General features: G+C 59.9%; 12 protein-coding genes and 2 pseudogenes. 4 read left to right on the forward strand and 10 right to left on the reverse strand.

Going from position 1 to position 24,238, the window contains the following annotated elements:
• The first annotated feature begins 167 nt into the window (after positions 1–167).
• Positions 168–1,898, forward strand: a complete 1,731-nt coding sequence (locus ACKVY0_RS03850; RefSeq protein WP_409213473.1) for a hypothetical protein — start codon at positions 168–170, stop codon at positions 1,896–1,898.
• An 81-nt stretch (positions 1,899–1,979) separates the two neighbouring features.
• Here ACKVY0_RS03850 and ACKVY0_RS03855 read toward each other — a convergent pair whose 3' ends face one another.
• The 7 genes and pseudogenes from ACKVY0_RS03855 to ACKVY0_RS03885 form a co-directional block, all read right to left on the reverse strand.
• Positions 1,980–2,372: a hypothetical protein gene (locus tag ACKVY0_RS03855; protein ID WP_409213474.1), complete on the reverse strand. Its 393-nt coding sequence runs from the start codon at positions 2,370–2,372 to the stop codon at positions 1,980–1,982.
• A 159-nt stretch (positions 2,373–2,531) separates the two neighbouring features.
• Positions 2,532–2,840: pseudogene (locus tag ACKVY0_RS03860) on the reverse strand (hypothetical protein); the annotation flags it as partial.
• An 86-nt stretch (positions 2,841–2,926) separates the two neighbouring features.
• Positions 2,927–7,258 (reverse strand): HEAT repeat domain-containing protein, encoded by a 4,332-nt coding sequence (locus ACKVY0_RS03865; RefSeq protein ID WP_409213475.1) that lies wholly within the window; start codon positions 7,256–7,258, stop codon positions 2,927–2,929.
• A gap of 151 nt (positions 7,259–7,409) precedes the next feature.
• Positions 7,410–8,855 carry a sulfatase gene (locus ACKVY0_RS03870; RefSeq protein ID WP_409213476.1) on the reverse strand — a complete coding sequence of 482 codons (1,446 nt, stop codon included), beginning with the start codon at positions 8,853–8,855 and terminating at the stop codon, positions 7,410–7,412.
• A 325-nt stretch (positions 8,856–9,180) separates the two neighbouring features.
• Positions 9,181–10,971: a hypothetical protein gene (locus ACKVY0_RS03875; RefSeq protein WP_409213477.1), complete on the reverse strand. Its 1,791-nt coding sequence runs from the start codon at positions 10,969–10,971 to the stop codon at positions 9,181–9,183.
• A gap of 54 nt (positions 10,972–11,025) precedes the next feature.
• Positions 11,026–11,934, reverse strand: a complete 909-nt coding sequence (locus ACKVY0_RS03880; RefSeq protein WP_409213478.1) for a hypothetical protein — start codon at positions 11,932–11,934, stop codon at positions 11,026–11,028.
• 434 nt (positions 11,935–12,368) lie between these two features.
• A complete protein-coding gene (locus ACKVY0_RS03885; RefSeq protein ID WP_409213479.1) occupies positions 12,369–12,854 on the reverse strand; it encodes a hypothetical protein in 486 nt (161 codons plus the stop codon).
• Between the two features lie 317 nt (positions 12,855–13,171).
• Between ACKVY0_RS03885 and ACKVY0_RS03890 the strand changes: the two genes are divergently transcribed.
• The 3 genes from ACKVY0_RS03890 to ACKVY0_RS03900 are packed head-to-tail and all read left to right on the forward strand — an operon-like array spanning position 13,172 to position 21,620.
• Positions 13,172–16,528: a helicase-related protein gene (locus tag ACKVY0_RS03890; RefSeq protein ID WP_409213480.1), complete on the forward strand. Its 3,357-nt coding sequence runs from the start codon at positions 13,172–13,174 to the stop codon at positions 16,526–16,528.
• Positions 16,525–20,079, forward strand: coding sequence for an Eco57I restriction-modification methylase domain-containing protein (locus ACKVY0_RS03895; RefSeq protein ID WP_409213481.1), 3,555 nt, complete (start codon positions 16,525–16,527; stop codon positions 20,077–20,079). Before ACKVY0_RS03890 ends, ACKVY0_RS03895 begins: the two co-directional genes overlap by 4 nt.
• Complete coding sequence (locus ACKVY0_RS03900; protein ID WP_409213482.1) at positions 20,076–21,620, forward strand: RNA-directed DNA polymerase; 1,545 nt, start codon at positions 20,076–20,078, stop codon at positions 21,618–21,620. The genes ACKVY0_RS03895 and ACKVY0_RS03900 overlap by 4 nt, the downstream gene beginning before the upstream one ends.
• 405 nt (positions 21,621–22,025) lie before the next feature.
• Here ACKVY0_RS03900 and ACKVY0_RS03905 read toward each other — a convergent pair whose 3' ends face one another.
• From ACKVY0_RS03905 to ACKVY0_RS03915, 3 genes and pseudogenes are all read right to left on the reverse strand, one after another.
• On the reverse strand, positions 22,026–22,193 hold the full coding sequence (locus ACKVY0_RS03905; RefSeq protein ID WP_409213483.1) for a hypothetical protein: 168 nt from the start codon (positions 22,191–22,193) through the stop codon (positions 22,026–22,028).
• A 78-nt stretch (positions 22,194–22,271) separates the two neighbouring features.
• Entirely contained in the window at positions 22,272–23,792 is a 1,521-nt protein-coding gene (locus tag ACKVY0_RS03910; RefSeq protein ID WP_409213484.1) for a sulfatase, read from the reverse strand.
• A 36-nt stretch (positions 23,793–23,828) separates the two neighbouring features.
• Positions 23,829–24,238: pseudogene (locus ACKVY0_RS03915) on the reverse strand (arylsulfatase); the annotation flags it as partial.

Raw genomic sequence — 24,238 nt, forward strand, 5'->3', positions numbered from 1 at the left:
AGTAGCCCGGTGATGGAATGCAGCGGCGAGTTCGAGTGTGGCGCGGCCAATCCCATCTAATGTTCTGCGATTGGCGATGGCAGCAGCGCGTTTCCGCCGCTGGGATGCGCGAAGTTGCCCGAGAATGCCGTCGCATGGCGCGACGACCCGGTTACGTTCGACTTCGCATGCACCGCTTCAAGACCCCCCTCGCACTCGTCACTGCGCTGACGCTCGCGGCTTCGGCATTTGCGCAGACGCCCGAAATCCCGAAGACCGCAGAGAAGGGCGGACAAGCGTCTGAGGGTGCTCCCATCGAGCAGAATCCGGAATTCAGTGCGGTGGGGCAACGGTTCCAAACGGACTTCGGAGTCACCATCACGCTGGCGCGGGCCGACGAGGCGGTGACGGCCAAGAACTATGACGTGACCACCTTGAAGGCGGAACACTTGGCGAACGCGCTCTCGGTGCTCGCTTGGGTGGAGGCGGAGTTGAAGCGATACCCGGCGGGATTTGTGAAGAAGCATGGCGCGAAGAATCTCGTGCTCGCGAATGCCTATGTTTCCAAGGCGGCCAAGGCAGCGAAAAGCACCACGCCGGCTTACTCGCCGACGTTCATCGCGGAGCGGGCGGGCGATTCGATCCTCGTGACGGTGCCGGGCACCATGACTCCGACGATCGAGGTCCTCGGCCGGGGCTACCTCCATTACACGCTCTTCTCCTACCTGCTCGCGGACGTGAAGTCGCCCGATTCGCCCCTCGCGCCGGCGCATTGGAAGACGCTGGAGTCGGATGACGCGACCCGCGAGACGGAGAGCGACAAGAGGCTCACCAAGGCGAGCAACGGGAGGGAGGGGCTTTACAAGATGCTGTGGGAGCCGTTCGAGTTTGGCGAACTGACCACGCTCGCAAAGACGGACGCCAAGCTGAAGCAGCGCATCGAAATCGTGCAGTCCTATCTGCGCACGCTCGAGCCGCGGTTTGACGATGCCTTTTGGAAAACTCTCGCGATCATTCCCGAGCATCAGCGGACCATTTGCCTGAACGATCCCATCGACCCGCACAGCGCGGACCAGATCAAGGCCGACGCCGAGATTCAAGACGACATCCGCATGCTGGAGAAACAATGGGGCTTCAAGGTGCTCTGGGAACCCGGCTCGCCCGTCCCGCCCATGCCGGCGAAAGTGCGGCTGGAATACTCCTATTTCACCGACAAGAAGCTGCATGAGTTCAAGGAGTTCATTCGCATGGTCCGCGAGGAGTTGGAGATTTATCCCGAGCAGATCACGAAGCGGCTCCAGGTGAAGAATCTCTACATCCTCAATGACTTCACCTTTCGCGGCTCCGGCGTGGCCGGGCAAGGGATGAGCTGGTTGCCGCAGGTGTCGTTCGCCTATGGCCTCCGCACCTTTGATCCGGCGAAAGTGACATCGCGGGATTTCTACCGGCGCACCATTCATCACGAAGTGCTGCACCTGATCGACAAAGAGTTCTCGAAGGAAGGAGGCCCCATCTTCGGAGCGAACTGGGACAGCCTCAACGAAAAGGGATTCGCCTATAAGATAGGCCGGATCAATGCACTGACTGGCAACGCGCCTGGTAGCCCGAATGCTCCCAACCAAACGACGTTCTACAAGGACAACACGAAGTGGCAGGGCTTTGCCGAACCCTACGGCATGAACATCGCCACCGACGACCGAGCCACGCTCTTCGGTCGCATGATGACGGCGCGGGTCGCCGATGAAGGGCGTGGCGACCAGCCGTTCCTGGCCAAGTTGCAAACCGACAAGATCCTCAAAGCCAAATTCGACCGCATGATTGAGTTCTTCCAATTCCTCAAACGCGACCTGGCCATCCCCTCGCCCAACCCTTTCGATTCAAAGCTCGAAGGCATTCTCCCTCCGCAGAAGGCCAATTAAACATCTCCGCACAATGCAGCAGCGCGACGCTGCAGAGGATTGAAAGCCTAAAGGTGAATCGTGCGCGATGACCTGCTCCCACTACTTCCCCCAAAGCTTCGCGAACTTCTCCGGCACATAGAAGTCGTCCTTTCCCGTGGGTGAATACGCGGTGCGTTCGATGCTCGTGCGACGCACGCGTTGGCGGCAGACGTTGAAGTGCCAGGGGAACAAATCCTTCGGCATGGCGCCGTCGCTGCCTTTGAGCGGGTCGATCATGCGGGAGCCTTCGCCGGTGATGGGGAGGCGCATTTCGATGCTCCATTCCTTGTCGCCGCGATGCACGGCGAACTGTGCGCCGGAGGTCCACTTCACGCCTTTGCCGTCCTTGCCGTGGTCGCTTTCCAACACGGTGCCGGCGGGATTGATGGCGATCTCGTAGGGGCTATTGGATGCGGCATATCTTCCAACGCTGCTGCTAGTGCCGCATTGCAACACAGCGGATGATCGAAGGCGAGCGTGACTGCGATCCTCACCGTTCACGCCGCAATGAGGGTCGTTTGTTGGATTTTTCACCTGACCTCGTTTCGGTGATCAGCGGCATCGAATGAGATGTCGGGGATCACGTCGAGTGCCTCTTCGGCCTTGGGGGATTCAGTGTTTCGGCAAGGACACCTGCGCGGTGGTGCGGAGGTAGGCGATGAGGTCGCGGACTTCGTCGTCTTTGAGGGTTTTGAGCAAGCCTTCAGGCATCATGAAGATGGGGGATTTCTCGCGAGAGAGGATCTCGGATTGGGTAACGATGCTGTCTTGGCCCACAAGGCGGAGAGTGAGCTGTTGGTTGTCTTCGGCGGCGACCATGCCGGAGAGGGTGCGGCCATCGCGAGTGGTGACGATGACGAGTTGATAGCTCTCCTGCATGACCTCGCTGGGGTTGAGGATCTGTGCGAGGATGTAGTCGAGGTTGGCGCGATTCGATTCATCGGTTTCCGACTGTGATTCGTTTGCTCAGATTCAGGGGCGCGGGAGTGATGAGGGGCCGTGCGTTGTCACTTCGTGCCGGAAACAAACGAAACGTCATCGCATTGCGCCTTCATGAGCGGCGCCTTGGGATCCGGGCGCACGGTGAGTTGGTGGTCACCAGCGGGGATGGATGTGGTGCAGCGGCCGTCCTTGAGTTCGAGCGGCTTGCCGTCGAGCCAGGCGGTTTCGATGCCGGTGAGGATGAGGGGCTGCGTGGTGGACTTGGCGGCGGTGAAGCTCGCGGTGGCGAATGGTTTGTCGGGACGGTCCTCGGCGCGCAGGTCGCCGCTAACGAGCGTCATGGCAATGACGGCAGCTTCCTGCGCCGGCGGCTCGCCGGGGGCGTTGACATGGAAGCTCCAACTGCGTGCAACGTTCAGCTTGCTCGCATCGAACGGGCCGGGGCGGCCGATCTGGCTCAGGAAGGCGTACAGGTTGCGCTTCTCGCCGGGGCTCAATGCGTCCACGAGGCCGGCAGGCATCAGGCTGCCGATGATTTCCTTCTTCACGATGTTGGCCTTCACGAGCGGCATCTCGACGCCTGGGCCGGGGCGGATGATGGCCTCGGTGGCGGTCTCGCGCACCGGGATGCCGTTCATCACGCTGCCGTCCTTCATCGTTAATGCGAAACCGTGGTAGCCTTCCTTCACTTTCGCGGCGGGGTTGACGGTGCTCTCGATGATGTAGTCGAGCGGCGCGCTCGCACCGATGCTGGAAAAGTCGGGGCCAAAATTCCCACCGATGCCGCCGATGGCGTGGCACGCGACACAACCTGCGCGGCGATAGACGACTTCGCCATCGGCGCTGTTGCCGCCTTCAGGGACGGATCTCACAAAGTCCGCAATCTCTGCGGCGAAGTCGCGCTGCGCTGGCTTTGCACCGGCCAGCGGCGAGAGCGCGGTGACGAGTGCGGTGCCGCTGCGTCCCATGCCGCGGGCGACTTGCAGCGCATCGGAGTACGCCGATGCGGGGAGATCTTTCGGCATCTGTTTCGCAAAGTGGGCGGCGAACGGCGCTAGCTGGAACAACTGCTGCCAAAGCGCGCGCGCTTCCGGCTGCGACGGAGTTTGCTTCAGGATGGAAGGCAACGCGGCGAGTGCGGCGTCGCGTCCATGCACGGCGAGGGGGATGAGCGCCGCGCGGCGAACCTCGACCGGGCGATCTTCGGCGACGAGTTTCTTCAGCGCTTCCAGCGTCGCGCCACCACCGATGTTGCGCAGCGCGGTGAGCGCCTCAAAGCGCAGCGCGCCGTCCTTCTCATTGCCAGCAAATGCTGCGAGTTCCGGCACGAGTTTGCCCTGCTGCCATTCGCCCGCGAGGCGGATGCCGGCGAGGAGTAGCGGCCGGTCGCTCGTCTTCAAAATTGGCGCAATCGCGCCGAGGTCGCCCTGCGGACGGATGCGCCGCATTTTCGCGGCATCGCCGAGAGCCTTCGCGGCGCGGAGGCGCGCTGCGGGTTGCAGCCCACCCTCGGCGACGAAGACTTTGAAGAGCGAATCCACCTCGGCCTGGCCGCCGGATTTGCCGATGAGTTCGATCCACGGGCCGCTGCCTGCGGCGTCGATGGTGCGCCCCACAAAGAGGCGCTGCATGTATGGGGCGGCGATTACGGGATCGGCTATGTTTGCAAGCGTTGTGAGTTGGTTTTCGCGGCCCGCGATTTTTCCCGGATGCGCGGCAAGTTCCTCCAGCCACGGGCGCGCGAGTTCGTTCACCGTGGTCCATGCGGCGAAGTCGAGGAAGCTGTCGCTCGCATCGGCGGGCATGTTGCTCAGGACCGTATCGGCGCTCTCAAATGTGCTGATGCGACCGAGCGCGCGGTAGGCCTCCAGGCGCGTGCGAGGATTGCGGCCAGCCTCGACCCACGGCGCGATGGTGCTGATGTCGGTGATGCCGCGATTGCCATATGCCTTGCCGATCTCGCGCAGCGCGACCTGCACGCTCGTGTCGTCCCAAGGGCTGGCCTTCAGCATGGCGACGAGATGAGAGACATCCGCGCTGCGGCCACTCAGCAGCCACGCGGCGTGGCGGCGAGTGACTTCATCCCTCACCCATCCCGCGAGCGCCTTCTGCAATTCGGCGACCGGCGCCTTCGCAAGTTCGCGGCGCGCCTGCTCGAACTCCCAGCGGCTCGGCGAGAGCAGTTTTGCAAGCAAGACATCAACCGGCTTGCCCGCAACCGGCTCCCACGCGATGGGCTTGCTGTCCTGCGGCGCGATTCGCCAGATGCGACCGTGCTGCTTGTCGCGACGCGGATCGCGGAAATCCACCTCGCCGTGATTGATGATCGGATTCGTCCAGTCGGCGACATACAGGCCGCCGTCAGGTCCCATTTTCAGCGCGATTGGGCGGAAGGCCGCGTCACTCGTGCGTACGACGTCGGCCTGCGTCTGTGTGACGTAGCCAGACTTCACGTCGGAGCCGTCTTTGCGCTCGGACTGCGTGAAATCGGTGAAGCTGAAGCGCACGATGCGATGCGCGCGGAAGTCGTTGGTGATTGCATTGCCCTGCCACTCCGGGCCGAAGAGCGGGCTGTTCACGAGTTCGAGTCCGGCGAACTTCGGATACGAGCCGGGGCTGATGCTCGTGATCGTGCGGCGCGCGCCTTCGCTCGGCGGCAGCACCGCGCCGGGGAAGCTCCAGGTGATGCCATTTCCATCCGCGCCGGAGGTGAGGAAGGTCTGGCCCTTGAGGTCCTCCTGCTGACCCCAGCAGTTCACGAGACCCTTCGAGTGGACTTCGAGCCGCTCGGTGTTCGGGTCATACGCGAAGGCCACACCGCTGTTCGCGCGCACGAGTCCCCACGGCGTCTCGATGTGCGAGTGGATGTAGATCGTCTGCTGGAAATACAGCCGGCCATCGATGCCCCAATGCAGCCCGTGGATGATGTGATGCGTGTCTTCCGTGCCGAAACCACTGAGCACGATGCGGCGCTCGCCGAGCAGGCCATCCGCGCCGGGGTTGCTGAGTTGGAGCAGTTCCGTGCTCGCGCCGACGAAGCAGCCGCCGTGATTGTCCGGGGCGACACCGCAGGGGATGAGCAGCCTGTCCGCGACGATGCGCGAGACATCGGCCACGCCATCACGGTTCGTGTCTTCGAGAAGGATGATGCGGTCATTGCCAGTCGAGGGGCCGAACTTCGCGCTGTTGCCCTCCATCTGCGCGCCGAGGTCGTCGGGGTTCACCTGCGGATAGGTGTTCGACGTCGCGACCCACAGGCGGCCCGACGTGTCCCAGTTCATGCCGACGGGTTTTTCGAGCAGCGGATTCTCGGCGAAGAGCGTCATCTTAAGGCCGCTGTCCAAGGTGAACTCAGGCCGGGGCAAAGAGGGCAGCGCGGTGAGCTTCGTCTCGCTCGGCGGCTCGGGTGGCAGCGTGCTCGGCTTGCCGGCCGCGATGCCGATCACATTCGCCTCGGCCTTTTCCACGAGCGGGTCGAACTTCGGGATCTCCACCGCATTGCGCCCCTGCTCGTGTTTCCGAAAGCCGAAGATGTAGGTGTAGTTCGCCGGCCGGCTGCGGTGGAAAAATAGCGAGTTCTTCCGCAGGATCGCCTCACGCAGCGTGCGCTGCTCCGTCGTCTCGCCGTCCCACTTCGCCGCATCCGTCTTCCAGCCGAGCTGTGCCGCAAAACTCTCCGACAGTGCGCGGAATCCGCGCGGCGTAAGGTGGATGCCATTGTCCGTGCCCTGCGCCAGATCAACGCCCGCCGACTTCTGCCACTCGCCCCGCACAAAGGGCGAACTCTTCTCCGCCGCGAGCTGCTCCATCACCTTCTCATACTCTGCCAGCAGCGCATTGTGCTCCGCTGGATCCGGCAGCCCGGGCCGTGTCGCGCGCAGATCCTCGTGCTTGATCGGCCCCACGAAAACAAAGCGCACCTTGCCATCCGGGCTCGCCGCCGTGATCAGATCCATCAGAGCGAGCACTTCGCGCCGAAACTTCGCCGGGCTGTGCTCCACGCCATAGCGCACCGGGTCGGGATTCAGCACCGGATCATTCTTCCGATACGTCAGTTCATCGAGGCTCGCCGCCATGCCGTAGCCCAGGATCGCCACCGTCGGCTTCACCACCGCGAGCTGCTCCTTCAGTGCATCCAGACCCTTTTCCACCGGATCAAAACTCGCTCGTGAAGCCCCCAGCGGACTGTCACCGCTATAACCAAGATTTCGCACCGCAAAACTCTTACCCGCAAACTCCCGCCGCATCTTTGATTCGATGTAGCCGTAGTTGTTCTCGCGCTCGACGAGCACGTCGCCAATGAGCAACACCCGGTCGCCATCGTTGATTTCGAGTTTGCGTTCAGCAGCGCCTGCGATGGAGGCGAGGACGAGTAGAGAGAAGAAGTGTTGGAGCATTGTGGTTGGGGGGGGGTAACAGAAAGATAAACGCATGTGGGCGCGAGATCACTCGGCAACAGTTGTGTCGCATTCAGCAATCGAGTATGCCAGCGGCGCGAGCAGCAGGGTGGTGAGGATTTTGAGTGTGAGCTTCATTGAATAGGGCTCCTTATTTCCACAGGGGGTCGATTTGTTCGGCGTTCCACTTATCCCATAGCGCTGACATTTGCTGCACGCGGGCGGGTTCCTGGGTGGCGAGATTCCGGGTCTCGCTGATGTCTTGCGTGAGATCGTAGAGTTGCCACTGCTTGCCATCGCGAATGAGTTTCCAGTCGCCAAGACGCAGGGCGTTCTTTTTGCCAACGCGCCAAAACAGTGGACGCTCGGGCAGTTGCGTGGTCTTGCCCGTGAGCAGGGGCATGAGGTTGATGCCGTCCAACGTGGCTTCGGCTTGAGTCGAATGCTCTGGAGCTAAAGCACCAGCCACTTTCAGCGCGGTCGCGGTGGCGTCGATGGAAGCCACAGGTGCATCCACCACCTGACCGGTGTTGATGTGATTCTTCCACGACGCAATGAAGGGCACGCGAATGCCGCCATCCCAGAGTTCGCCTTTGCCACCGCGCAACGGAGCATTGCTTGAGGTGAGTTCTTTGGTGGGGCCGCCGTTGTCGCTCAGGAAAACGATGAGCGTGTTCTCTTCGATGCCGCTGTCACGGAGTTGAGCGAGCACCTTGCCCACGCTGTCATCGAGATGGGCGAGCATCGCGGCGAAGATGCGACGATGGATGTCCCCGATGTGTGCGAACTTCTTCATGTAGTCGTCCGCGCCCTGCATGGGGCTGTGGACGGCATTGTAGGCGAGGTAGAGGAAGAACGGCTGCGCGCGATGCCGGCCGATGAAATCGCAGGCTTCGCGCGTGAAGGCGTCGGTGAGGTTCGCCTTCTCATCGGTCGGCTGGCTGCTGCGCAACAGCGGGTTGTCGGTGTCGTATTCGGGTTCGTTTGAGCCGAGATGCGTGCTCCATACCATGCGGCCATCGGGTGACGTCCAGCGGCCCTTTCCGTTATCGGGCAGTGTCTTTCGGCGCAGCCAGGTCGTGACGCCCTGCCACGGCGGAGGCACGTAGAAATGACCCTCGTGCAAAAAGCCGAAGAATTCATCAAAGCCACGCCGCTGCGGATGAAACTCGGCCGTGCCTCCGAGATGCCACTTGCCCACCAATCCCGTCGCATAGCCCGAGTCACGCAGACGATCTGCGATGGTTTTCTCCGCGACTGGCAAGCCAATGCCTGGCGCAGCGTTCTTCGCGCCGATGGGATTGAACTCAAAACCGAAGCGCGTCTGGAAACGCCCCGTCAGCAACGCCGCACGCGAGGCCGCGCAAAACGGTGCGGTGACATAGCCGCTCGTGAATCGCGCCCCACTCGCCGCGAGTGCATCGATCTGCGGTGTCGGGATGTCTTTCCCGCCGTAGCAGCCGAGTTCGCCGTAACCGAGATCGTCAACGACGATGAAGATGACGTTGGGGCGCTGCTCGGCAGCGAGTGATGAAGTCTGAACGCCGAGCGGCGCGAGCAGCAAAGAGAGGAGGCAGAACAAACGGCGGCATTTCATGGTGAAAGTAGAACGCCCCACCATTCGGGAATACATGGCCTAGGTCTGCCAAAAGTTGTCATCATCCTGCCATGCCACCCGAGGTTCGGAAACTACCGCCGCCCGTTCAGGATCATCTCATTCATCTTCTGGCGCAGGGCCTCCATGTCGGGATCGGCAAAGCCAGTGTCCAGCGTGTTGACGCGACTCGCGAAAATCTGTCACTTCTTACCGCCTCAGCGCATTGATCAGCTCATCCACCTTGTTGATGAGGTCCTGTATCTGACTCTGGTTGTAGCTGCTGTCCGCGGTTTGGCCCCGCCCAGGTGCAGGGCCATAAGTCCCCTCATGGCCGATTGTCCTTCACAGTGATGTCTGTGCACTGTTTGAGTTGCACTGCCTGTTGATCATCCTGAGTCGATCCCTTGCCAGAGAGAATGCGAGGCTGGCCGGAGTTGACGAAGGTGTTGCCGGAGATTGCTCCGCCGGACACGAGGCTGAACTCGATGGCGCGTCGGCCAGAGTTGATGAAGCGGTTGCCACGCACCGTGAGGTCGCTCAGCAGCGGCGTGCTGGCCGCATGGTTGAGCGATTGAAAACCAGCATACAAGGTCACGCCATCGGGATGAATGGCCATGTCTTCGAAAACATTGTTCTCAATGCGGATGCGACGGCAGATACCACCTTCGTTGTGGGTGAAGAAGTTGCTGTCGAGGCAGATGCCCGAGCCGATGCGGGTGAATCGGCAGCCGCGCAAGGTGCCGCCATTGCCGCCCTGGATGAGCAAGCGCTGGTAGCTGTCGCGGAAGTCGCAATTTCGGATTTCCCAGCCGTCGTTCTGCCAGCGTGGATTCTCCGCCACGGCATTCGCCAACGGGGCCGCGTCGCGATCCAGCGTGATCGACAGTTTATTCGCGGACTCGACCTTCGCGGTGCCGAGTGGTGCGCCGGTTTGCTTGTCTAAGAAGTTTAGCGTATCGCCCGGCTGCGCGGGCATGTGCGAATCGGGATGCAGCGTGATGTTCCGACCCGAGACCTTCTCGACGTAACCCCACAGGCCGTTGAAATTGATCAGGTCATCGGTGGTGTGCAGCATCGTGCAGCCATCGAGCGTGCTGCCGCGCTCCATGCAGCCGCTGAGGAAGCCATCGGAGCCCTGCCAGTGACAGGTGCCCGGCCTTGGGCCAAAGTAGCAGTTCTTCCAAAGGTGGCCGCCTCCGCCATGGGCTTCGACCAGGCCGCCTTTCGTGATGTAGTTGCGCACGCCGATGAACTTCATGCCGGTGCACTGGATCACGCCGATGGCAATCGTCGTCGTGTGCAGCAGGCACAGGCCGTCACCGACTTGCAGCGTGCCCGCATCGCCATACGCGCGAATCCACGCGGGGTCGCGATTCATGCTCAGCAGTTCCGATTTCTCCGTCAGATGAACCCAGTAACGCCCCGGCTGCGTGCCGGGTTCCACGCTTCGAAAAGCCAGCCGCGCCGGTCCACGAAGCTGCAAGGCATACAACGCCGAGCAGAAGGTGCCGTCCGCATTGAAGGGCACGAGTCGCTCCTCCAGTTTGCCGTTGAAGCTCGTGAGGATCAGCGTGCCCTTCGTCGCCTCGATCTCGATGCGATTCCCTGCTTCATCGAGCTGCGTGATCCGGCCCTCCATACAACCCCGCGGATCACGATCCAGCGTGGCTCCCTCCAGCGAAAGGTTACTGCAATTCACAAACCCCAGCACGAAATGCGCGCTCGGGGCCTGATCCGGCGGCAGCTCGAACCAAAACGTGACGCCCTGTGCTAGAATGCGGAACGGCTTCGCCGCCTCTCGCTTAAGGTCGCGAAAATCCAGCGCATACACCGGCCCGTCCTTGTCCCACGTTCCCTTGCCAAAGCGATAATCCCCCGGCGGAATCGTCACCGACTCCGCGCCCGCCTCGAAAGCCTTCCGCACCATCGGCATCACTTCTTTGCCGCGCCCATGCTGGGCTTGCTTCTCCGCGTCGGTGAACTGCGGGCCAGCAGGCGCATCGAAGCTAAACTTCAAATCTGGCCGCTCGCGTGGTGGCAATGAGGAAGGCTCTTGGCCGTGTAAAGCAGCCAGCGGCGTGAGGAGCAGAGTAGTGAGCAGGGAGTGTTTCAGCATGGAAGGCAGCAATCGTCGTGAGTGACGATTCTTTACGCCTAAGATTCTCAGAATCTACCTCCGCCCGTTCAGAATCATCTCATTCACCTTCTGCCGCAGCGCCTCCATGTCGGGATCGGCAAAGCCAGTGTCCAGCGTGCTCACGCCGTTCGTGTTCGCACTGGTTCCGCTGATGGCGCTATCGAGTTGAGCTTGGCTGATCTCGCCGGGTGGGCCTTGGGAGCCATCGCTGCCGTTGCTGCCATCACTGCCGCGTGGGATGCCGAAGGTGAAGCGCACGTTGCTGCCGTCGAAGCTGGTCTGCACCGTGGCTTGCTGGCCGGGATCGAGCGTGGTGACGCTGTCCACCACGGCTTGGGCAAAGGGTGGGCCTTGGGAGCCGTCGCTGCCGTTGGTGCCATCATTGCCGCGTGGGATGCCGAAGGTGAAGCGCACGTTGCTGCCGTCGAAGCTGGTCTGCACCGTGGCTTGCTGGCCGGGATCGAGCGTGGTCACGCCATCCACCACGGCTTGGGCAAAGGGTGGGCCTTGCGCACCGTCATTGCCGGGTGGGCCCTGCCCGCCGTCATTGCCTTGCGGCCCTTGGTTGCCGTCGTTGCCACGCGGGATGTCGAAGGTGAAGCGCACGTTCGTTCCATCGAAGCCCACATTCACGGCGGAAGGTGTGCCCGGCTCCACGGTGTTCACGCTATCCACCACCGCTTGTGCAAAGGGTGGACCTGCGGGGCCGACGAGTCCTTCCTGCCCCTGCGGGATGTCGAAGCTGAAATGCAGGGTGCCACCGCTCACGCTCACATTCACGTTCGCCGGGCTGCCCTGGGGCAGCGTGTTCGTGCTGTCCACCTGCGCAGCGGTCACGGTCACGATGTTGTTGATGAGCACAAAGAGCGCCTGGAGCTGGTCGCGGATCACTTGGGATTCCAGCGGCGAGTTCGGCAGTGGGAGTGAGGGGTCGAAGGGCATGGCAGGTTGGGTTCTGGGTTCCTAGTTCCTTGGTCGGGGTTCTTGGTTCTCCTTGAGAGGTGGAAAAAGCTCGGTCGGAGGCTCGGCTTGCTCGGTGACAGGTTCGTGAATCTCGGTCAGAGGCACCTTTTACACGGTCGGAGGGTATTTTTAGACGGTCAGAGGGACTTTTAACTGGGTCAGCCGCACTTTGAATCTCCCTCTCAGGCACCTTTTAGTGGGTCAGCCGGACCTTTTTGTCCCTCAGAGGCACCTTTTAGGGGGTTGGACCGTCTAAAAGGTGGGTTGCGGATACTTTCAAAGTATCTCCGGGGAGGAAAAAGGTCAGTCCGAGGGACCTTTTAATGGGTCAAACCGACCTTTTTCCATGCCCGAGAGTGTTTTTTCGTCCAGAAAGCGCCCTTTTTTATGGAAAATGGCACTTTTGGCTCAGTTTAGGGGGTCGGTGGGGTTGGCGTGTCCTTCTTCGGGCGGCCTGGGAAACGGGTTTTGAGGTCGTTGTAGATCGTGTCCGCGCCAGAGACGCCGCGCTTGGCCGCTTGGCGCACGTTTTGGTAAAAGGCTAGGTCGCCGACATAGTTGTCGGAGTTCGCCAGCATGATGGTGTCTTCCAGGCCTTCGCAGATCGGGGCGATCTCACGCAGGCAGGGCAGCAGGTCCGCCACCAGCTTGCGGTCCTTCGCCATCTCAGCCACATCGAGGAAGCTCGGCACCAGATCAGCGCGGGAGGCCATGTAGGCCGCGCACTTTTCATCAAAGGCCAGAGTGCCATCCGAGATGCGGGGCAGGCTTTGTTTTTCATCCACCGTCAGGTTGATGGTGATGCCTTCGAGGGCAGTCTTCAGCGCGCCGACGGCGCTGACGATGGCAGCTTTTTGGGCTGCCGTGATTTCCAATGAGATGCGGTTGTCTGAGGCCATAGGTCGTTTCGGTTGAGGTGTTGTGACGAAACCATCCCATGCGATCCCCGGCGTGAGGTCATCCCACGCCAACCCAGAGTCGTATGACAATGATTGCGGCATGGGGCTGGATTTTGCATGATCACCCCCGTTTTTGGCAATGGTTTTTTTCGGGGGATGCGCACTTACGAAGGTAAAAATTGTGACAGCGGCTCAGAAGTGCTTCACGTTGCGGGATGCCTCCGTCCCAGATCACCTACGCCATGCCCTCCGACGCTCCCGCTTTGGTGGTCCGGGAATGCGGCTTCATCGGCACTTACATCGCCCCCCTCAACTAAATGCCCACGCCAACCAACAACTCCGGCCTGCGCGACAACCACACACGGGGAACGGTCGCCGACTTCCTACGGGCGAAAACGCAGAGCGGCTCGAACCTCTCGATCGTCTCGGCCTACTTCACCATTTACGCCTTCGACGCGCTCAAGGAGGAACTCGAACGCATTGAACACCTCGACTTCCTCTTCGGTGAGCCGTCATTCGTGAACCGGCTCGACCCGAGCAAGACCGAGAAAAAAGCGTTCCTCATTGATGCCGCCGGGTTGGAACTCTCAAACAAGCTCCAGCAAAAACGCGTTGCCAGGGAGTGTGCGGATTGGATCGACCGCAAGGTGGACATCAAGACCATCAAGCAGTCCAATCTTCTCCACGGGAAGATGTATCACGTCGCCACCGCTGGCGTGGAGGACGCCATCCTTGGCAGTTCCAACTTCACCGTGCGCGGCCTTGGTCTTGGCAGCGCGGGCAACAACATCGAGCTGAACCTCATCGTGGACGGCAACCGCGACCGTCAGGAACTCAAGCAATGGTTCGACGAGCTTTGGGGCAACAACGAACTCGTGAAGGACGTGAAGCAGGACGTTCTCGCCTACCTCAAGCAACTCTACGAGAACCACAGCCCCGAGTTCATCTATTACAAGACGCTCTTCCACATCTTCGAAAAGTTCCTCGGCGAGCTGGGAAAAACCGATGACGAATTGGGCAAGACCAGCCTCTTCGAAAGCCAAGTTTGGAAGACCCTCTTTGATTTTCAAAAGGATGGAGCCAAAGGCGTCATCAACAAAATCCTCGCCCACAACGGCTGCATTCTCGCCGACAGCGTGGGCTTGGGGAAGACTTACGAGGCCCTCGCCGTCATCAAGTTTTTTGAAACTCGCAACGAGCGCGTCCTTGTCCTGTGCCCGAAAAAATTGCGCGAGAATTGGGCCGTTTATCAGGCTCACGCCAACAACACTCTCAACCCATTTCCAGAGGATCGTTTCGCCTATTCATTGCTGCACCACAGCGACCTCAGTCGAGACAGGGGAGACGCCAATGGCATCAACCTCCAGAACTTCAATTGGGGCGCTTACGATCTCGTCGTCATTGATGAGTCCCACAACTTTCGCAACAACACCAAGGGCAAGCGAGATGATAGCGGTGAAGTCGTCCGCCTCAGCCGCTACGAACGCCTCATGCAGGACATCATCCAGTCCGGCGTGCGCACCAAGGTGCTGCTGCTTTCCGCCACGCCCGTCAACAACACCCTCTCCGACATTCGCAACCAAATCTCCATCATCGCGGGCGGCGATGTCGTGCAGAACGAGGCCGCCAATGCCACCTTCCAGCACAGCCTCGGCATCGCGAGCTTGAAGGAAACCCTGCGCCAAGCCCAAACCCACTTTGCGAGCTGGGCCAAAAAAAAGCCCGACGAGCGCACCGTCGCCAAGCTGCTCGAAGACCTCGGGGCCGACTTCTTCAAGCTCCTCGATGCGCTCACCATCTCGCGGTCGCGCCGCCACATCGAGCGCTATTACAAGTCCAGTCTTGCCGCCATGGGCGGCTTTCCAAAACGCGCCAAGCCCATCTCCATTTACCCCGAATTGGACACGGAGAACCTCTTCATGTCCTATGACAAACTGAACACAGAGATCAGCGCCTACAAGCTCTCGCTCTACACGCCATCGCAGTTTCTCAAGCCCGAGCACCGCGCTGAATACGAGCGCAAGGTGGGCAATTTTAACCAGTTGCAACGGGAAGGCTTCCTCATCGGCATGATGAAGGTCGGTTTCCTCAAGCGCCTCGAAAGCTCAGTCCATTCCTTCACCCTCACGCTCCAGCGCACCCTCGAAAAAATCAAATCACTGGAGGAACGCCTCGAAAAATTCCGCCAATTCCAAGGCGACAATCCCGACATCGACCTCGCCTCCATCGCCCCCGAAGACCTCGAAGATGAAGACATGCGCGACGCCCTCGAAGTGGGCAAAAAGCTCACCTTCAAACTCGCCCATATCGACTTGGATAAATGGATCGCCGCGCTGCATGAAGACCGCAAACAACTCCATGCCATCTATCTCGCCGCCAAAGACATCGGCGTCCAACGCGATGGCAAGCTGGCAAAGCTGAAACAATTGATCCGCGAAAAAGTCAGCCAGCCCAGCAGCCGCAAAGATGGCCTGCCCAATCGCAAGCTCATCGTCTTTACCGCCTTCTCCGATACCGCCACCTACCTGCACGATGCCTTGCAAAACTGGGTGCGCGACGAACTCAAAATCCACCTCGCCCTCGTCACCGGCAGCGGCCCCAACCAAGCCTCCCTCGGCAGTGCGGAATTCAATCAAATCCTCACCAACTTTTCGCCGGAAGCAAAGAACCGCGCCCGCATCCCCAACATGCCGCAGACCGAGCAAATCGAGCTACTCATCGCCACCGATTGCATCTCCGAAGGCCAGAACCTCCAGGATTGCGACACCGTAATCAACTACGACATCCATTGGAACCCCGTCCGCATCATCCAGCGTTTCGGGCGCGTTGATCGTTTGAAAAGCCCCAACACCGAAGTCCGCCTCATCAACTTCTGGCCCACGCCCGACCTCAACAAATACATCAACCTCAAGCACCGCGTCGAAGCGCGCATGGCCTTGGTGGACATCACCGCCGCTGCTAATGACGGCATTCTCGGCGATGAATCGCTCGCAGAACTTGTCGAAGGCGACCTCACTTATCGCGACCGCCAGCTCAAGCGACTCCAGCAAGAAGTGCTCGATATGGATGAACTCAACGAAGGCAGCGTCTCCCTCACCGAGTTCACCCTCGACGACTTTCGCCTCGAACTCCTGAAATACATCGAGGCCAACAAAGCCGCCCTCGAAGACGCCCCCTTCGGCCTCTACACCTGCGTCCCCCCGCACCCCGATTACAAGGTCATCGGCCCCGGCGTCATCTTCTGTTTTCGTCAAGGTGGCACAGACATTCCTGTCAGTGATTCCGGCAAGCAGACAGGAATGCCTGCTCCGCAGTCCATCAACCCCCTCCATCCCTACTTCCTCGTTTACGTCCTCGACGACGGCAATGTCCGGTTCAGTTTCGCCCACCCGAAGCAGATTCTCGACATCTACCGCATCCTTTGCTCCGGCAAAGCGGAAGCCCACGGCCAGCTCTGCAATCTCTTCGATCAAGAGACCAATCACGGCAGTGACATGAAGGCTTACGACACCCTCCTGCAAAAAGCTGTGGACTCCCTCGCTGTCACTTTCCGCAAACGCGCCGCCTCCGGGCTCCAATCCGGTCGCGGCTTCGTCCTTCCGAATGCCAAGGAACAGGTCCACGAAAAGACCGACCTCGAACTCGTCACCTGGCTCGTCATCAAAGCACCATGAAATCCGCCCTCGCCAACTTTCAAACCCTCCCGCTGAAGGACGCCGCCCGCCAGCTTCTCGCGAAGCTCGGCTACAAGAGCGACAAGTTCCTCGTCGGCGCAGGCTCCAAGCCGCAGGACTTCCTCGGCGACTTCGCCACTGGCCACGCGTTCGACCAAGCCAAGGCCCTCGTCCCTGAGTGGAAATCCGCTGATCTCCTCTTCCAGCTTACCGATCAGGAACTCAGCCGCGAATCCAGCCTCTTCACCGACGACTCCGTCCAGCGCGGCCTGCTCAAGTCTTACATCTTCATCGCCATCGAGTTGAAAGGCACCGACTACGCCCGTGGCAAATTCTCCGCCATCGCCCGGCAGATCAACCGCCTCTTCCCCATGCCTGTCATGGTGATCTTCAAACACGGGGAGCGGCTCACCATCGCCGTCATCAACCGGCGACGGAACAAACTCGACGACAGCAAGGACGTCCTCGAAAAAGCCACGCTCATCCGGGACATCACCTTCGCCCAGCCCCACCGCGGCCACCTCGACATCCTAGCCTCGCTCGCGCTGCCCGCTCTCGTCCACCCACAAAAGAAGTCCATCACCGACTTCGACACCCTCCACGCCGCGTGGGAGCAAATCTTCAACGTCGAGCTGCTCAACGAACGCTTCTACCGCGAGCTGGCCAACTGGTATTTCTGGGCCCTCCCGCAGGTCGAGTTCCCCGCCGACCTCGAACCCGACGAAGAGAAACGCCGCGCCACCGGCCTCATCCGGCTGCTCACCCGCCTCATCTTCTGCTGGTTCCTCAAGGAAAAGGGCCTCATCCCCGAGAAGCTCTTCCATCCCGCCGACCTCGCCAAACTCCTCAAAGGCTTCGATCCCGAGAGCGAGACCAGCTCCACCTACTATCAGGCCATCCTGCAAAACCTCTTCTTCGCCACGCTGAATCAGCGCATGGGCAAGGACGGCAACGGCAAACCCTACCGCGTCTTCGCCAAGGACGAAGGCTTTCCAAAAAACAAGGCCACCTACGACGTCAACAACCTCTACCGCTACGAAGCCCTCTTCCACGAAGAGTCCGACGCCGCGCTAGCCCACTTCGCCGACATCCCCTTCCTCAATGGCGGCCTCTTCGAGTGCCTCGACCGCACCGAGGACGGCACCGAGAAAAAGCGCTACCTCGACGGCTTCTCCCGCAACGCCAAAAAGCGTCCCCACGTTCCCGACCGCCTCTTCTTCGACAGTGGAGAAACCGCCGACCTCTCCACCGCTTACGGCGACACCAAGCGCAAGGCCGAGCGCGTCACCGGCCTCATCACCATCCTGAACCGCTACAAGTTCACCATTGTCGAAAACACCCCCATCGATCAGGAAATCGCCCTCGACCCCGAACTGCTCGGCAAAGTCTTCGAAAACCTCCTCGCCTCCTACAACGAAGAAACCAAGACCACCGCCCGCAAGCAGACCGGCTCCTTCTACACCCCGCGCCCCATCGTGGACTACATGGTGGACGAGTCCCTCAAAGCCCACCTCACCCGCGTCCTTGTGGAAAAGGCCCGCATGAAGGAACCCGACGCGCGCGCTGGCCTCGACCTCCTCTTCGCCTACAATGAAAAACGTTTCGAGGACCTAGGCTTGCCTGAAGAAGCCAGACACACCCTCATCGCCACCATCGACGCCCTGAAAATCCTCGACCCCGCCTGCGGCTCCGGTGCCTTTCCCATGGGCGTCCTCCACAAGCTCGTCTATCTTCTCAGCAAACTCGATCCCGAGAACGTCGAATGGGAGAAACTGCAAATCGCAAAGGTTCAGGAAATCACCGACACCGAAGAGCGACGGAGGAAACTCTCTGAGATCGCGAGCAACTTCGCCGACAACAACGACGACTACGGCCGCAAGCTCTACCTCATCGAAAACTGTCTCTACGGCGTGGACATCCAGCCCATCGCCATCCAGATCACCAAACTCCGTTTCTTCATCTCCCTCGTCTGCGACCAGAAGACCAACCGCAACAAAAAGGACAACCACGGCATCCGCCCGCTGCCCAATCTGGAAACCAAGTTCGTCGCCGCGAACACGCTGATTGGCCTGCCCGAGATGGATCAAATGGAGCTGGTCGATCCTCGCGTTTACAAAATCGAAGCGGACATCGAAACCCTCTACCACAGCCACTTCTCCATCCAGCGCCGCGACCAGAAGCTCGCCGTTCAGGGCAAAGTAAAAGCCCTTCGCAAGGAAATGGCAGACCTCCTTGCCCAGAGCCTCATGTCTCGGAAAAAGTCCGAGCACATCGCCGAATGGGATCCCTTCGATCCGCAATCCTCAGCCGACTTCTTCGACCCACACTGGATGTTCGGTCGTTCGCTCGCGGAGGGCTTCGACATCGTGATTGGCAACCCGCCCTATGTCTTCGCACGGGACAGTGCTGCCAAAGGCATTACTCAGGCCGCCAAAGACTACTACTACGCGAACTACTCGCTGGCCGAGTATCAAGTGAATCTCTACCCCATTTTCATTGAAGCTGGCAGCCGCGCTTTGACCAAAGAGGGAGTCCTCTGCTTCATCACCCCCAACAATTGGCTCACCATCAATACCAACCGCAAGCTCCGGCAGTTTGTATTAGCGCAGTCCAAGGTTTCGATTCTCAACTTTTACGCCCGTGTCTTCGCAAGCGCCGACGTGGACGCCGCTATCGTGCTTTTTCAATCTGGAACCCCCCAGTCGAAAACTGAAAGCGTCCGCCTTTTTGAGTGGACGACGGAACCCGAACTAATCGTCGATGCGCCAAAGTCGCAGTTCCTGTCGCAACCTGATGCCATCATTAACATTGAGGCTCTAAAGTCTGGGGATACTGGCGACTTGATGACCAAAATCGAGAAAGGAACACGCCCATTGAAGGAAATCGCTAGCGTGAAATGCGGCTTGGGTGCTTACGGCCGCGGCGACGGAATCCCTCCGCAAACTGATGAGATGATTAAATCGCGCGTCTATCACTCGAAGACACAAGTTAGCGAAGAATGGTTCAAGTATGTCGAAGGCGTTGACGTGAAACGCTACGCCCTTGGATGGCTGCGTGAAGAGTATCTCAAATGGGGAAGACACCTCCGCGAGCCGCGCAACGATTGGAAATTGTTTTCCACGCCACGGATTCTGGTCCGCCAAATCCCCTCGCCGCCGCCTTATTGTATAAATGCGTGTTTTACGGCGGAGACATTTCTCAACGACCGCAATTCGATGAACATCATCAAAATTGCGATCAAACCGCAGTTGGTGCTGGCGGTCCTTAACTCACGGGTCATGACTTATTGGTTCGTTCACAAGTTCGGCAAAATGCAGCGCGGCATTTTCCCCCAATTCAAAATCAATGAACTGGCGATATTCCCGATACCCCGTTCCTTCGCGCCATATGAAACAAGCCTTATCGCTGCGGTGGAGCGCATCATCGCCGCCAAGCATGCGAACCCCGCCGCCGACACGAGCGCCTTGGAGCGCGAGATCGACCAACAGGTTTACGCCCTCTACGGCCTGACGCCGGAGGAAATCGCCATCGTGGAGGGCACCGCCAAATGAGCCGCCGGGAAACTACCGGTGCTGGATTAGATGCCGATTCAGCGTTTGTAGGTTTGGTGGATTTCGGTCTTTTTGCGGAGAAAGTCCCGCCTTGCTTCACATCCGAGGGGCTCGCCGCCAGCTTGCCTGCCGCGATGGAAAAGGTCGCCTATGAACAGGATTCCGAAAAGCTTGGGAAGCTCATCGCTAAGCAGACGCGGGGATACATCCGCTATCAGACGCTTCGCGACACCAATATCCCACGGCAACTTGGAATACCCCACCCGCAGAGCTACTTCGCCCAGTGCAATGCAATCTGGCGATGCTGGGAAAGCATCAAGAAACATTGTGCGAAGCCTGCGCAGCCAATCAGCCGAATCTTTGTCCGAGACACCGGAACCGACCGGGTGTTCGTCATGAACTACAAAGGGCAGGAGCGCTTTGAAGTAGAGGAGCAGGAGATTAACTTCGCCACAGGTGCCTGCTATGTCGTTCACGCGGACATCTCGACCTGTTTCCCAAGCATTTACACCCATTCTATTCCCTGGGCTTTACACGGCCGGAGAAAAGCGAAGAAGGCTCGTGGCGACCTGTCATTGGAAGGGAACATTCTGGATAAAGCAACTCAGGCGCTGCGGGATGGTCAGACCAACGGGCTGCTGATTGGGCCACACGCTTCAAATATCATCGCCGAATTGGTGCTGACTTCCGTGGATTCCGCTCTGCTGAAGCGCGGCCACACAAGACTGACGAGGCACATCGACGACTACCGATTCTATGCCCGCACCCACGAGCAGGCGGAGAATTTCATTCGCGATCTGGGCATGGCGCTACGCGAATATGAACTTTCCCTGAACGAGAAGAAGACCAAGATTCTGCCACTCCCTCGTCCGCAGGTGGAAAACTGGGTGCGCGAACTGAACGATTTCCAGTTTCCTCCCGGTCCTGTCCGTTTTTCAGCCGTCCGGTCTTTTCTCGATCTCGCACTCGACCTCGCCCAACGAGGCGGAACTTCGGCCACACTCAACTACGCGATCAAAATGGTTCCGGCGAGGCTCAATGAACGCGCAAAACGGCTCTTCGTAGCCGAAGCCGTGAATCTCGCTCTTTCCTATCCCTATCTCGCACCACTGCTCGGAAAGCACGTTTTCACGAAGCACAAGCACGAGGGCATTGAGTCTTACATCAACACCTTTTCCACAGAGCTTCTCCAGATCGGCATTCGTCGAATTTATCCCGACGCAATCGCACATGCGCTATTTTACGCCATACAGCACGATCTGACCCTCCCAATACCGGAAGCATTGCTCAAACGAGTGGTGACCATCGACGACTGTATCTGTGATGTCTTGCTCCTCGAATACGCGAAGCGGAGAAAGTTGAAGAAACTCGCTCAGGCAGTTACTAAACGGGCCAACAACCTCAAAGGTCTGGAGCCGAGAGATCAGGACGCATTTTGGCTTCTGATTTATCAAGTTTGGACAGTAGCCGAACTGCGAGGGAATGGTCACGATCTTCTCGGAGACATCAAGGCCTCGAAGTTTTCATTCATGCGCTTTTGATATGATTTCAGCCCTCATAGACTCCTGCGTGATGGAGAGCTAGTTCCGCGAGCACATGGCTGAGTGCGACGTGCTCTTCCACGGCACCGTGGCCCCGCACCTCGCCGCCTAAGACGAGGCCATAGCCGCCTACATCATGCTCAACCGGATGAATCCTCCTTTGATCCTGCCGATGGATTCCCGGCTGATGTCACGCTCACCAGCCAGGGTGGACGTTCCTCAAACCCATCGCTGCCCGGAGTTCCTGCAAGCGCCATGGCAACCGGTCCGGGATATTTGGGCTGTGTTTTGACTCCAAGATCATGCTGATGCGGCCAGCGGCGCGAGCGGCAGGGCGAAGAGGTGCCGAAAGGTGGATTTCATGGTTGAATCAAATGGAGTGGGGCTGAACGCGCGGCGTCGATCTTAGCGCAGCACGACGCGCGGGGTGACCCACGTCGCCCAGTCGCCTGCGGGGTCGGTGAGGGGATCGTCGATGAAGGCAACATTGGGGCGCTGCTCGGCCAGCGCGGAAACTCCTGCGAGTGTCAGGGCAGCGATGACTGCTGTGAGTAAGTGGCGTATGGGTCTCATCGGTTCGTTCTTGGTTAGGTTGTCGTGAGCGCGGCATCACTGGCCCGCTGAAGGCCCGGGGTCGGTGGGGGTTCGTCATCATTTCAGACCTTTCGGTTTCGGGTCCACCGACCAGCCTTTGGTCTTCACAAGTCCGTAGTAGGGATAGTAGTCCCAGTGGACTTTACCGCCCACCACGCGCGGATCCTTCGTGGCGGCAAGATGCGTGAAGAGTTGCTCGCGCATCTTCGTCTGACTCTCCCGATACTTGGCGGATCCGGCGACGTTGACCAACTGCTCGGGGTCGGTCTTGAGGTCATACAGCTCTTCGGCCGGACGCTTGCCAAAGCTCAACTCCGCAAGGTCGGCGATGCCGTGCGCCAAATGATTCTCCATCATGAAGGTCTTGGTCGGGGAGTCATCGATTTCACCATAGGGGATCGCGCGGGCGCAGACGGATGGGTCGGGGGAGCCGGACGGCCAGCGGGCCGGCTCGAAGTTGTAGATGTAGAGATAGTCCTTCGTTCGAATGGCGCGACAGGGGTAGCCCTTGCCGCCGGCCCGAGCCCCATCGTGTCGCTCCATGGCGGTGTAGGCGGCGGGACGTGGATCGACTTCACGATTGGCGAAGATGTTCATCAAGCTCCGGGCGGTCATCATCTCCGGCACTTTTACTCCGGCGGCCTCAAGAAAGGTTGGCGCCAGATCGCTGAGATTCACAAACGACTCGACGGCCCGACCTGGATTCCGGATTCCCTTCGGCCAGCGAATGGCCAATGGCACGCGTGTGCCCCAGTCGTAGAGGCTGGCCTTGGCGCGGGGAAACGGCATGCCGTGATCGCTCGTCACCACGATGATGGTGTTGTCGAGCAATCCGCGCTTCTCCAAGGTGGCTATCGCCCGGGCGACCATCGCATCGAAGTGCTCGATCTCCACGAGGTAGTCGAGGAGGTCGGACCTGACGATCTCGTGGTCGGGAAAGATCCTCGGCACGACCACGCTGGCAGGTTTCTTGCCCGTTTTGATGCCTGACCCCTGCTCGAAGTCGCGATGCGGCTCGAAGGCGCCGAGCCAGAAACAGAACGGCTGATCGCCGCGGAGCTCATGGACGAAGTCATCAAAGTTCCCGGCGTAGTCGATGTTCTGGATTCCGCTGAAAGGGGGTTTAAGCGTGCGGCCATGACGAGGCGTGCCAGCGGGTTGCTCGGCGCGGCCGCCGGGTCCCAATCTTCCCGGCCCCCACCCCTTGCCCGTCGAGGCGACGATGTAGCCCGCCTTCTGGAGTTCCTCGGTATAAGTCGCAAACTTCGCGGGGAGCGTGCTATGAATGTTCCCGGCCTCCTCCAGTCGCCAGATCGGTTGACCCGTCAGGATGGCGCTCCGGGAAGGGCCGCAAGTCGGAGCGTTACAAAATGAATGAACAAACCGGAGCCCCTCCGCTGCGATCCGGTCAAAGGCCGGAGTCTTCACGATCGGATCGCCATTGGCCCCCGTGTAAGCCCATGACTGATCATCCGAAATACAAAAGAGGATGTTGGGACGTTGCTCGGCCGGCGCGGAAACTCCTGCGAGTGTCAGGGCAGCGATGACTGCTGCGAGTAAGTGGCGTATTGGTCTCATCGGTTCGTTCTTGGTTAGGTTGTCGTGAGCGCGGCATCACTGGCCCGAAGCAGGCACGCGGCCCACGGGGCGGCGGTTCTTGCCCTTCTGGTTGGTGGCGGAGTCACCAATGTCCTCGCGCATCCTCTCCGCTAGAGCAGACAGACGTTGCGCGACTTCGGCGTGTTGTCCGATCAAGTCTTTCGTCTCACCCACGTCCGCCGCGAGATCGTAGAGCGCCTCGGGCAGAAGTGCATCCTTCGCGGCTCCCTGCTTCCGCTCATACGGGGTGTCGTCCATTGCCGTGCGCGGGAAGACGAGCTTCCAGTTCGCGCTGCGGACCGCCTCCAGTTTCTCCCCGTTGTAGTAGAAGAACGCGTCGTGAGGACTCGGCGCACCGGGCTTGGTCATCAGCGGGAGAATGTCCTTTCCATCGATGATCCGGTCCTGCGGAGGCTGCGCTCCGG

It is taken from the genome of Prosthecobacter sp. (assembly GCF_046154365.1).
Classification (GTDB): domain Bacteria; phylum Verrucomicrobiota; class Verrucomicrobiia; order Verrucomicrobiales; family Verrucomicrobiaceae; genus Prosthecobacter.